The 13239-nt window shown below is 35.9% G+C and carries 8 protein-coding genes and 1 pseudogene; all 9 read left to right on the top strand.

All coding sequences use genetic code 11. The annotated features are described in order from the left end of the window. Nucleotides 1-54 precede the first annotated feature (54 nt). The 9 genes and pseudogenes from ACKWBX_RS15100 (at nt 55) to ACKWBX_RS15060 (ending at nt 13176) form a co-directional block, all read left to right on the top strand. Nucleotides 55-2445, top strand: coding sequence for a penicillin acylase family protein (locus ACKWBX_RS15100; RefSeq protein WP_413969554.1), 2391 nt, complete (start codon nt 55-57; stop codon nt 2443-2445). A 62-nt stretch (nt 2446-2507) separates the two neighbouring features. After that, nucleotides 2508-3230, top strand: coding sequence for a hypothetical protein (locus ACKWBX_RS15095; protein ID WP_413969553.1), 723 nt, complete (start codon nt 2508-2510; stop codon nt 3228-3230). Between the two features lie 18 nt (nt 3231-3248). Next, on the top strand, nt 3249-6020 hold the full coding sequence (locus ACKWBX_RS15090; protein ID WP_413969552.1) for a TonB-dependent receptor: 2772 nt from the start codon (nt 3249-3251) through the stop codon (nt 6018-6020). A 1-nt stretch (nt 6021) separates the two neighbouring features. Continuing rightward, a complete protein-coding gene (locus ACKWBX_RS15085) occupies nt 6022-7218 on the top strand; it encodes a DUF4249 domain-containing protein (RefSeq protein ID WP_413969551.1) in 1197 nt (398 codons plus the stop codon). 4 nt (nt 7219-7222) lie between these two features. After that, nucleotides 7223-8971: a hypothetical protein gene (locus ACKWBX_RS15080; protein ID WP_413969550.1), complete on the top strand. Its 1749-nt coding sequence runs from the start codon at nt 7223-7225 to the stop codon at nt 8969-8971. A 26-nt stretch (nt 8972-8997) separates the two neighbouring features. Beyond that, nucleotides 8998-9837 (top strand): annotated as a pseudogene (locus ACKWBX_RS15075) (YifB family Mg chelatase-like AAA ATPase); the annotation flags it as partial. A gap of 92 nt (nt 9838-9929) precedes the next feature. Beyond that, the gene (locus ACKWBX_RS15070; protein WP_413969549.1) at nt 9930-11669 is read left to right on the top strand and encodes a recombinase family protein; all 1740 of its coding nucleotides are present in this window, start codon (nt 9930-9932) and stop codon (nt 11667-11669) included. Nucleotides 11670-12178: 509 nt separating this feature from the next. Continuing rightward, complete coding sequence (locus tag ACKWBX_RS15065; RefSeq protein WP_413969548.1) at nt 12179-12538, top strand: LPD29 domain-containing protein; 360 nt, start codon at nt 12179-12181, stop codon at nt 12536-12538. 47 nt (nt 12539-12585) lie between these two features. After that, nucleotides 12586-13176, top strand: coding sequence for a recombinase family protein (locus ACKWBX_RS15060; protein ID WP_413969547.1), 591 nt, complete (start codon nt 12586-12588; stop codon nt 13174-13176). The last annotated feature ends 63 nt before the right edge of the window (nt 13177-13239 follow it).

Genomic DNA, 13239 nt, shown 5'->3' with positions numbered 1-13239 from the left:
CGGATTTTTTTCCTTTTAAATAAACCCTAACTTGTTTCAATCAAGTAATTAGGTATGAAAGTATTGAAAAAGGTAGGGTTGGGCCTACTTATTGTTCTTGTGATCGGTGTAGGAATTTCTATCGTATTAGTGAACTCCATGATTCCTGATTATGAAGGCGAAAAAGAGTTGGAAAATTTAAAATCCGGAGTAGAGGTTTATTTTGACACCTATGGTATTCCCCATATTTATGGAGCTAATGAAGAAGATGCGTTCAGGGCGTTAGGTTATGTGCACGCTCAGGACCGTCTTTGGCAGATGGAGTTATTGCGTCGTATTGCCAGTGGAGGATTATCGGAGGTTTTTGGAAAAGATTTAATAGGAACCGATAAATTCATGTTATCCATTGGGATTGATGATGCGTCCACAAAAACCGTTTCTCAACTGGATAAAAATAGTAAAGCGGTACTATTGTGCGAAGCTTATTTGGACGGTATCAATCAATTTGTTGCCAATGGAGCAACACCCATAGAATTTTATCTTACCGGAATCGAAAAAACCAAATTTACACTAAAGGATATTTATAATACGATGGGGTATATGGCCTTTAGTTTTGCCATGGCTCATAAAACGGACCCTTTATTGACCAATATCAAAGACAAGTTGGGACCCGCATATTTAGAAGATTTGGAAATCGATTCAAATCAAAATACGGAATGGATAAAAACATACAACCCAAAAAAACAGGATACGATTGGTAATTCTATTGCTGCATTGGTAAACAATGCCTTAGGAAAACTGGATTTACCATTGTTTGAAGGCAGTAATAGTTGGGTAATAGCTCCCGAAAAAACTAAAAATGGTAAAGTCATATTTGCCAATGACCCACATATTGGTTTTTCACAGCCCTCTGTTTGGTATGAAGCGCATGTAGAAACGCCCACCTATTCTAGATATGGCTATCATATTGCCGGTATTCCTTTTCCTATTCTGGGACATAGCAGAAAATTGGCCTATGGGATGACCATGTTCGAAAATGATGATGTGGACTTTTATTATGAAGAAACGAATCCTTCAAATGAAAATGAATATAAGGTTGATGGTGGATGGAATACTTATGAAACGATAACCAAGGAAATCAAGGTCAAAGATTCCACGACTATATCCTTCTCTTATAAGAAATCTAATCACGGACCTATTCTTAATGGAATCGCTGATCAGGTGACGGGAGAGCGTCCTATAGCCATGTCATGGATTTATACACAGCTAGATAATAAAGTTATTGATGGACTATACGCCATGAGCACCGCAAATAACCTTAATGAGTTTAAAAATGCCCTTCCTGCCATACACGCTCCAGGACTCAATATCATGTATGGCGATGCAGAAGGAAATGTTGCTTGGTTCGCCTCGGCCAAATTATACGAGATTCCGGATAGTGTAAATACAAAAATGGTTTTTGAAAGAGGAAAAGGGTTGCCATTAAATAAAAGATTTTTGGATTTTAGTGAAAATCCACAGGCTATAAATCCGCCTTGGAACTATGTGTATTCCGCAAACAATCAGCCGGATTCTGTGTCGGGGAATTTAATCCCTGGTTACTATCTTCCTGAAAATAGGGGAAAACGAATCGTGGAATTGTTGGAATCCAAAAATGATTGGGACAAAAAGTCCGCCAGCGATATGATTTTGGATGCGACTTCAGGCGTAAATTCAGAAATAGTCAGAAATCTTATTAAAAATGTCAACGTCTCGGAACTCACAGAAGAGGAGGTCAAATATTTGACTCTTATAGAATCATGGAAAGGTGATTATCCGTTGGAGAGTATTCCGGCCACCATTTATTCAAGATGGATTCATATGCTGCTGGAAGAAGTTTTCAAGGATGAATTAGGTGATGAAATGTACATGCAGTTTCTGAAAACGCATTTAAGTAAAAGAACAGTTGCACCGTTGATGTTAGATGCAACTTCCATTTGGTGGGACAATGTACATACCCCAGAAAAGAAAGAAACTCAAAAAGAATTGGTGCAAAACGCTTTTTCAAAAGCCATAAAATCCTTGAAAATGGATTTAGGTCCTAACGAATCCGAATGGGTCTGGAGCAATGTCCATACTGTAGAACACCCACATCCCATAGGTCAGGTCAAGGCTTTACGGTCTTTTTTTAATGTGGGTCCCTTTTCGGTAACGGGATCAAGGGAAGTAATCAACAACATGTATTTTGATTACGATAATGAGGGATTATACGAAACTACAACCGGACCTTCTACAAGAAGGATAATCGATTTTTCAGACATTGAAAATAGTATTAGTATCCTTCCAACGGGCCAATCCGGAAATCTTTTTAGCAAACATTATAAAGACCAAGCGCAAATGTACGTGGATGGAGAATTTAGGAAGATGATGTTAAATAAGGGAGAAATAACAAATAAGGAAAGTAAGTTGCTTATTTTTAAAAAGTAGTTTTATTTTATCCTATAAAAACGTCGTCAACAACGCCAATGAAAATAACGGGCATCTTTTTTTTGAAAAAATCAATTTTTAAATTAATCCCACTTTTAATTTTCTTGTATCCTAACCTTTATAGATTATCCGCTCAAAAAAAAGCAGATAATAACTATTACATTTGGCACGATAATATAGTTGGAGAACGGAATTTAGATATTTATAAAGGGAAAGTGTTTATACCAAAGTTTGTTTCAAAGGAAAAAGAACGGCAATTTTTTCAGCAGGGAAACCACTCTAAAACGCACATTGTTTATGATGGACAATCGTATTATAATTTAGCTATTAGATATGATCTTTTAAACGACCAAGTGCTTCTTTATTGCAAAACAGGTTTATGGAACGGATGGATAGTTTTGGCCTCTGATAAAATAGAAAGACTATCTATGGATGCTGTACCGTTTACTCATCTTAATGACTTTGAAAATTCTCAAATTAAAAGTGGATTTTATAAAGAGGTCAGTACTGATGGGAAGATAAAACTTTATGAAAAGCTTTCTAAAGCTGTAAGGAAACGGATAATTGATAGAAAAACTTATTATGAATTTAAAGATTCGAAGTCTCTTTTTTTGATAAAGAATAATGAGGATTATACTCTAATCGAAAACATAAGAGATTTGATTTTTTTGTTCCCAACCTTTAAGAAACAAATACTTGATAATTACAATAAAAAGGTTCACAAAGCGAATGAATCAAATTCCTTTAAGAATTCTGTTGAACAGCTTAACCAATTAATAAAATAAAAAAGACCCAACAGGATAATGAATAAGTTTCTGAGTATTATATTTTTGATACTTCTCAGTTTTGCGAATCTTTCCGCACAGCAAATAAATAACAACGTTTCGATTAGAGCGGAAAATAAGAGTCTAAAGGAGATTTTTCGGGAAATAGAGGCTCAAACCGATTATAACTTCTTTTTTTCAGAAGATTGGGTCGTGAATATCAACTATACAGGATCATTGAATAACTTAAGTGTTGATGATGCTTTGTCTGAAATTTTAAATGAAACCGTATTGAATCATTTCCTTTTGGGGAATAGAATCATCTTAACGCAAAATGCTTTGATATATGATGAATTACCAAGTGGTTTTTTTGGGAAGGCAATGGACACCATAGAAGAATCTACGGGCACTTATATTAACATACAACCCATCAACATCTTTAGGGCCTCTAATGATAATAACAAAACAGAAACCAAAACATATAAAATAGGGAAAGAGGATTATTCTTCTAATGAAAAGGAATTTGTCTTAAAAGGCAGGATAACCGAAGTTAAAACAGGCAATCCTATTCCTGACCTTTCTTTGCTGCTAAAAAAGTCGGGTAGGGTATCGGTTACCGATGAAAACGGTTTTTATCAAATCATACTTAATAAAGGCGAGAACGTTCTTGAAACAAAATCTTTAGGTATAGAAAATAGAAAGCTCCGTATTCTAATGTTTAATAACGGTTCTCTGGATATTCGATTAAATGAGGATTTTGAGCAATTGGATGAAGTTGTTCTACAGGCTGAACACAATTCGAATGTAGAAAAAACATTATCTGGTTCTACTAGAATCAATGTAGAAGAAACAAAAAAGGTGCCATTGGTTTTAGGGGAGAGAGATGTGCTCAAAGTTGCTACGAGTCTCCCTGGAATTTCAACAGCTGGAGAAGGCGCTTTGGGGTTTAATGTAAGAGGAGGTAAAACAGATCAAAATTTAATTCTTTTTGATAATGCCGTATTATACAATACACAACATTTTTTTGGTATTTTTTCTGCTCTTAACCCTTTTATGCTGGGAGACGTTCAGATTTTTAAGGGAGGAATACCGGCTGAGTATGGAGGAAGATTGTCCTCGGTTATTGACTTAAGTACAAAAAAATCAAACAAGAATAAGTTGGCCGGAGAAGGGTCTATTGGACCAGTGACAGGTAATCTTTCCATTGAAATTCCAGTAGTTAAAGATAAATCTTCACTGAATGTAGGTGGTAGGGGTGCTTATGCCAACTGGATCTTAAGATCTTTGGACGAGGAGTCCTTGAACAAGAGCCAAGCTTCGTTTTATGACCTTACGGCTACTTATGAGCACAATTTCAACGAAAAAAATCAAGTGAAATTAACAGCTTACGCCAGTAGAGATGATTTCAGTATTACTTCAGATTCTTTGAACATTTATAAAAACAGCTTGGTAGCTCTTAATTGGAATCATCAATTCAATGAGAAAAGCAGTTTAGGCACTACCGTTTCAAATAGTCAGTATGGTTTTGATATTAATTTTGACGGTAATTCAAGCGATAGTTTCACTCTGGGATATAAAGTGGCGGAGACAGAATTCAAGACAAAGTTTAGCAAGGTTCTCAAACCCAATCTAAGTTATAATGTTGGGTTATCCTCAAAACTTTACAGAATTGACCCGGGCAGTTTTATGCCAAGTGGCGAGGAGTCTTTGGTCGTACCTTTGGAAATAGAAAGGGAACGAGGTCTCGAGTCAGCAATTTTTGTATCTGCAAATTTTGAGCCGGTTAAGAAATTATCTCTTGATGCAGGAATACGTTTTTCACTTTTTAATGCCCTTGGCCCGGGAACACAATTTGTGTATGAGGAAAATTCACCCAAAAATGAGAGTACTATTATTAATACTCTGAATTTTGAAAATAACGAAATTGTGAAGACTTATGGCGGGCCAGAGTGGCGTTTGTCTTCTAGGTATTTGATAAAACAAGATTTGTCCTTAAAAGCAAGTTTTAATAGCACTATACAATATATACATCAACTTACCAACAATACCACTGTTTCTCCAATAGACACCTGGAAGCTATCCGACCTTAACATAGAGCCTCAAAGAGCAAATCAATTCGCTTTCGGTGTTTTCAAGAACTGGCTCGGAAGTAATTACGAAACTAGTGTAGAGGCATTCTATAAAAATTCTGATAATATTTTGGATTTTAAAACAGGTGCTCAATTGCTCTTAAATGAAAATATAGAAAGGGAAGTACTACAAGGAGGGGGCAAGGCTTACGGAATTGAACTTTTAATTAAGAAAAATAAGGGGAAAATAAATGGATGGTTAGGATACACTTATTCCAGATCTTTTTTGAAATTAGATAGTGAGTTTAATGAAGAAAGGGTTAATAATGGAGCATTTTTTCCCTCTAATTTTGACAAGCCACATGATTTCAGCTTTGTTGGTAATTATCAATTTACGAGAAGATTTAGTGTATCTGCTAATATTGTTTACCAAACAGGGCGTCCGGTAACTTTTCCGGTAGGGAATTTTCAGTTTAATAACTCACCTTTTGTTGTTTTTAGTGACAGGAATGAATTTAGAATTCCGGATTTTTATAGATTGGATTTGGGCTTTAACGTAGAAGGAAATCATAAGAAAAATAAACTGGCCCATAGTTTTTGGACTTTTTCAATTTATAATGTATTAGGTAGAAATAATCCGTTTTCTGTGTTTTTCATAACTGAAGAAGGGGACATAAAAGCACTGCAAAGTTCAATTTTTTCTATTCCTGTACCTTCCATAACCTATAATTTCAAGTTTTAAAATGTTCAATAATAATTCCCATATTTATTTTAGAGTACGTTCCCTAAAAATTTCTTTAGGATTTTTAGTATTCTCGCTTGCGGGTTGTTTGGAAACTTTTGAACCGGAAACTTTGGGGTTCGAAAACATTTTGGTCGTTGAAGCTGTCATTACCGATGAATTTATTGAACAAGAAGTAGTGCTTTCTAGAACTACTCCTTTGGAGAATATGGAATTTGTTCCAGAGGGTGATGCTACCGTAATAATTGCTAATAATATGGGTGATAGTTATAATTTTCAGGAAGTCCAACCCGGAGTTTATCGTTCTATTGAACCATTTAACGCAGAACTAAATGTAGATTATGGCCTATCTATCATTACAGCGAACGGTGATACATACTTTTCCAGTATCGAAATGCTTTCCGGAACTTCCAATTTGACAAATCTACAAGCTATTAGAACTACTAATGACGATGGTGAAGAAGGGGTTCAAATTTTGGTAGACGGTGAAGGAATAGGGCCCAATTCGTCTTTTTTTAGATATGAATATGAAGAAACATATCAAATAAAATCTTTCTATGCATCACCACAAAACCTTTTTGTGGTATCTGAAAGTCCACTTACTTTTGAAACCAGAATTAAAGAAAGGGAGGAAAGAATTTGCTATCGTACGATTGCTTCCAATAATTTAAATTTAAGAAGTTCTTCAGCTTTAGCCTTGAACGAAACCAATGATGTTCCTATTAGATTTTTACCAAAAACCAGTTTTGAAGTAAGGGATAGGTATAGTATAGAAGTGACACAATTTATACAATCTAGAGAGGTTCAATCCTTTTATGAGACCTTGAACGAATTCTCAAGTTCAGAAAATGTTTTTTCCCAAACACAAGCGGGTTTTGCAGGTGGAAACATTACTGCGAATGACAATGAGAATAAGGTACTTGGTATTTTCAGTGTTGCATCGGTTTCTTCACAACGTATATTTTTTAATTTCAGAGATTTATTTCCTGATGGGATTAGACCCGCCTTTGTCAATGATTGTGTCACGGTACAGTTGAGCCCAAGTAGGGAGGGAGCAAGACTAGCACAGTTATTAAAATCAAGATACAAATTGGTAGCTGAGGACGCGTTTTCTGGTGATTATATAGTAGCACCTAAGGTATGTGTTGATTGTACAGTTTTGGGAAGCAATGTAAAGCCAGATTTCTGGGAAGATTAGAGATATGAAAACTCACAAATACATAACTACTTTTATTATTTCATGCCTTTTAAGCATATACATATTAAAGGCGCAGCGCCCAAATTTAGATTCCGTTAAGTTTGAACAGGAAAATATTTTCGTGCATGGTAATGATACCTTCTTTTTTCCAGGAGAGTATTTTTACTTTTCAATATATTGTTTCAATAGGGTAACTAAACGACCAAGTGATGTTAGTAAAATAGCACATGTTCAATTAATCAATGAATCAACAGAAGAAGTATTCTACAACAAAATAGATTTATTCAACGGCTTAGGGCAGGGAGATTTTTTTATTCCTTTGGATATAGCATCCGGCACCTATAAAATGGTCGTATATACAAACTTAATGCGCAATGATGCACAAAATGACCATTTTGAAATGGATATTATGGTTTTAAATCCGTACACCAATGACCAAGAAGTTTTTTGGGATAATAATGGAGATATTGAGCATAGCGATAAAAACGGGATTCAACTTTCCAATAATAACGTAAATAAACTTTTATTGATAAAAGGGCTCCAATCTAAATATAATATACGGAGTAAAGTTGAGATAGAACTGGTTGCTAAAGACCTGGCGAGTTACAATTATTCCATAAGTGTTAGAAAGTTTGATGCTGTTTTCGAAAATGACATACCTCAAATTGAAAATTATGCGGTAAAAAATAAGACTATCGGGTCTAAGACCTCTGAGATTTCGTCCAAAACATCTTTTGTGCCGGAAATACGAGGTGAAAACATAAAAGGTAAAGTACTACTGAAAAGCGGACAGGAGATAAATATTCCTATGCGTTTATTAGTAAGCATTACTGGTAATAATAGCTATACAAACATCATTATAACTAAAAGTGATGGCAACTTCATTTTTCCGTTGAATAGAAATTACGAGATAGAAAATTTAGAAATAACTCCGTTGAACAATGGGAATGATTATGAAGTAATCTTATCTACCCCAAAAGAAATTACCTTTAAAGAGAAGAAGTTCAAAAAGTTTCAGCTCGATAGAAATATGGAAGAGCTTATAAAACAACGTAGTATACATAATCAAATCGAAAATAATTACTTTTCGTTTAGACCAGATAGTATAAAGCTTTCACAAATTAAAACCGAATCCTTTTATGATGGTGAAAACATTAGATATGTATTGGATGAATACACCAGATTTAAGACTTTAAAAGAAACGATAACCGAAATAGTTGAGGATGTCTTTGTAACGGAACTTAACAATAAAAAAGTATTTCAAATCAGGACTGAATATCCATTAAGTGAACAGCTTGGATTTTTACCGCTTGTTGTTATTGACGGTAATGTAATCGAGGACATTACCACACTTTTGGATTACGATGCTAGGAAAATAAAAGAAATAGATGTTGTACACCATCAATATGTTTTAGGACCACAAATTTATCAGGGTATTGTGAATATAAAGACTTTTAACGGCGATTATTCTGAAAACACATATACCGCTAGCAATACAAAATTATTTAATTTAATTCCAAAACAGCCCTTGAAAAATTATTTTAGGCAAGTATACCCTGATAAGAACTACAACGAAACAATTCCTGATTTTAGACATCAATTATTATGGAATCCAAGAATAACTCAAACCAAAGAGCGTAAAAAGCTAGTCTTTTACACTTCGGATGTGAAAGGTGTTTTTTCCGTTTGTTTAGAGGGTTTAACAAATGATGGAAGGCCTATTTCCCTACAAAAGGTATTTAATGTAGAATAGAAGATATTCCTTATAATAAGATTAATATGCTTACAAAAGTTTATGGTAGTGCCGTATTTGGGGTGGAGGCCACAACGATTGTTGTTGAGGTTAATATTGACAAAGGAATTGGATATCATCTAGTAGGCCTGCCCGATAATGCCATCAAGGAAAGCAATTATAGAATTGCTGCTGCTCTACAAAATAATGGCTATAAAATCCCGGGAAAGAAAATCACCATTAATATGGCTCCGGCCGATTTGAGAAAAGAAGGCTCGGCATATGACCTTACTTTGGCCATAGGAATTTTAGCGGCGTCCAGTCAAATACAGTCGGACGATATTGAAAAGTATATCATCATGGGAGAACTGTCCCTTGACGGGAGTTTGCAGCCGATAAAAGGAGCATTACCTATCGCCATAAAAGCTCAGGAAGAGGGGTTCACTGGGTTTATTTTACCGAGTGCCAATGCAAAAGAAGCAGCAATAGTTGGAGACTTAAAAGTTTATGGAGTTGATAACATAAAACAAGTAATCGATTTTTTTGATAAAGGTAACCCTCTGGAACAGACTGTTATCGACACGAGAGCGGAGTTTTATAAAAGCTTGGATTTTCCTGAGTTTGACTTCTCCGATGTAAAAGGTCAAGAAAGCATCAAACGATGTATGGAAATCGCTGCTGCTGGAGGACATAATATTATTTTGATAGGACCTCCGGGGGCGGGTAAAACAATGTTGGCAAAAAGACTACCCTCTATTTTACCGCCAATGACGCTTCATGAAGCGTTGGAGACGACAAAGATTCATAGTGTTGTGGGTAAGATTAAGAATATGGGATTGATGAGCGAGCGACCTTTTCGAAGTCCGCATCATACCATTTCGGATGTGTTATGGTAATATGTGTACAAATGTATAAAATTTATTTTATCTTTGTCTAAAATTGTAAGAATATTAACACGATTTTCGATAAACGGTAAAGAATGATAGGTATATATATACGGTTGAGTCAAGAAGATGAAGAAAGTAATTCCATTGAAAATCAGTTATTTGAGGGAAAAAAATTTGCCATTGACAAAAAAGAGCCTTTTTTGGTCTATAACGAAGGGCAGGGGGTGAGCGGTGCGAACCTAATACAAGATAGACCAGTATTCCAAAACCTATTAAAGGACATAAAAGAAGGTAAGGTAACTACAGTTTGGGCGAGAAACCAGAACAGGATTTCACGTTCACGGATGGTATTTGCCGAGTTCCTTAATGTTGTAAACGAACATAGCGTAAACGTCTATTTCAATGACATAAAATATGACCTTGACGATCCAACGGCAAAACTGATTTTAGGCATATTCAACGAATTTAATTCCTATCAGGTCGAGTTGCAGAGCCAACAGACTAAAAAAGCACTTCTCAACAACGCCAAAGAGGGTAAGGCGTTCGGAATCACCCCCTATGGATATGATAATGTGGATGGATATTTACATATAAACGATGAGGAAGCCGAGGTCGTGAAAAGAATCTATGACCTATCATTGAACGGTACGGGAACTAGAAGCATTGCCGAGATATTGAACGATGAAGAAATACCTACTAGATATAACAAAATAGGGGAGGGTACTCTCACTTTCGTACATAAGGACACGGGCAAAAAGACCACAAAGAAAAAAAGTGATATACGATGGGCTGGGAACACCATCAGGAATATAATTACCAATACAATTTTTAAGGGGGAAAGACTTTGGAAAGGTGAAACGATTGAACTACCATCTTTAAAAATTTTAGAACCTCATTATTGGCAAAAGGTAAACGACAACTTGGTCAACAACTACAATACCAAGGGTAAGAAAGTAGACCATAAATATATGCTAAAAGGTGTTTTGGAATGCTTTGAATGTGGTCGGAACTACTATGGCCGTACCAGGCAGAACAAAAAGGATAATTACTATATGTGTTCGTCAAAGCGTTATAAGCACGAGACCTGTACCAACCGTTCCATTAACATTGACGTACTGGAATCCTTTATCTGGGAAAGTCTTTTCGAGGGTGACGGGATGTATGAAAAAATGGTACAGACCTATAAGGAAGGGGGAACGGAAAAAAGGCGCAACGAACTGGCAAAACTCATTGAAAAAAACAAAAAGAAGCTCGAAGCCTTGGACGGGGAACGCAAAAGAATGATAAACGCCCTGGTAAAAGGATTGATAAGCGAAGGTGATTTCAAGGACGAAAAAACTAGGATTATCAGAACGGAGAACGATTTAAAGGAACATCTAAAAAAAGACAGGGAGGAATACGCCACCTTGGATGAAGAAAACAAGGTACTGGAAGATATAGCCTTTGATTGGGGCTTTTTAAACAAGGAAAGCTATGATAGTCTGATGAAGCCGGGGAAAGAGAAGCTACGGGCGGAACTAAAGGAACATATAACGCTCAAAAGGCGCAAAAGAAAATTCAACCCGCCTTGGAACGAAAAAAAGCGCATTATCAAAAAATACATCAAACGGATACTTATCGAACATGATAACGATAACAAACTCTATATCCTGACGGTAAAATATAACCTGCCCATCCAAGACGAAACCTATCTAATCGACAACTGGTATCTATATGGCTACGACCATAACAAAAAGAAAATGACCAAATGGCTATGGGAGGGGAACACTAGAAAATTCACGGCAAGCTACATCATGCAGACCAACAAAAGATTAAAGGAATATTTCAATTAATGGGATAAAGAAAATATTTTATCCTTTTGAATCAGGGTGGCGCAAGGATAAAAAAAATTCGGCAAAGGTTATCCATATCCAGTAAAAAGAAAGCTTAGTACATAGAGTATATATAAGAGAGAGATAAGACAGTTCCTATTGCGTTCGATTGTCATTTGTTAGGGGTTAACCGTACCCTAAATCAACTTCTTTAGTACTATTCTAAAGCTTCTTTGTTGGGAGTTGCAACCTTTTAAATCCAATTTGCTGGGGGCGTAAATACTATTGATAAAAGCTTTGTTGGAAATAATTACCGTTGAAATCCAATTTGTTGGGGGTCAAATTTGATAAGAAAAAACGTCCCATCCCCAATCCCACACGTATACACAAGCGATTTAAAGGTTCAAAAATAGACTATAGTCTAAATATATACCAATTTATCGATTTTATCCTACAGCTTATCGGGTTTTATTGTGGGTCATTTATAACTACCCTATATTTGTACCAGTAATAACCCAAATCAATTTATTATGCCTTACATTACAACAGAAGAAGTAAAAGAAAAAAGAAACGCTATCAAGAAAGCTTTACCAGATTTTAAATTCAGCGTTACCAGACAGAACGGCACAAGTATAAGCGTGGCCATAATGGAAGGTAAATTGGATTTGATGGGAGATAGCCAAAGGGATTATGAGAGCGTAAACCATTTCTATATTGAAGATAACTATAAGGACAAACCAGAAGTTAAGAAGGTTCTTAAAACCATCTATGATATTGCAAAAGGAGGTCAAAGGGAACTTACCTATGATGGTGATTATGGAAGCGTACCTAATTTCTATGTAGATATTACAATAGGTAGATGGGATAAGCCCTATGAAATAAAAGCTTAATTAAAACAATTGCCCCAGCCCAAACGTTGGGGCTTTATATTTAGATTATGAAAGCACGATATATTAGGATAAGTACCCCAGACCAAAAATTGGAAAGACAGCTGGCAAAGAAGCACAAGGACGAAAAACTGTTTATAGACGTTTGTAGCGGTTCTGTTCCATTCAACGAACGACCAAAGGGCAAAGAACTGATAAGCTTAACAGGGCTTACCTATGTTAGCGTACATTCCATTGATAGACTGGGTCGGAACTTGTTGGACATATTGACCACTTTGGCGCACTTTGATGATAACGGGATTATATTAAAGGTTGATAATCTAGGTATCGAAAGCCTTACCCCAGACAAAGGCAAATTAAAGCCCAACCAAGCTTTTAAAATGATAGTTACCGTAATGGGTCAGGTCGCCCAGATGGAACGGGAAACCCTTTTGGAACGTCAAAGGGAGGGTATCGAAATAGCAAAGGCCAAAGGAAAGTACAAAGGGCGTGTAAGGGGTTCTAAGGAATCCAAAGAAGAAATACTATCCAAGTATCCCAATGTAGTTAAACGTCTAAGGGAAGGGCAATCGTTACGCAATACGGCTAAGCTATGCGATGTTAGTAAGGGAACGGTTCTAAAAGTTAAAAATTTCCTCTAATACCGTGTTTTCTGGGGTACAGGATTATGAGTTCCCCAATAAAATTTTCACCCATTTTTGACA

It is taken from the genome of Maribacter algae (assembly GCF_047345745.1).
In the GTDB taxonomy this organism is placed as follows: domain Bacteria; phylum Bacteroidota; class Bacteroidia; order Flavobacteriales; family Flavobacteriaceae; genus Maribacter.
Note: the sequence above shows the minus strand (reverse complement) of the source record. Positions and strands in the feature narration are given on the sequence as shown.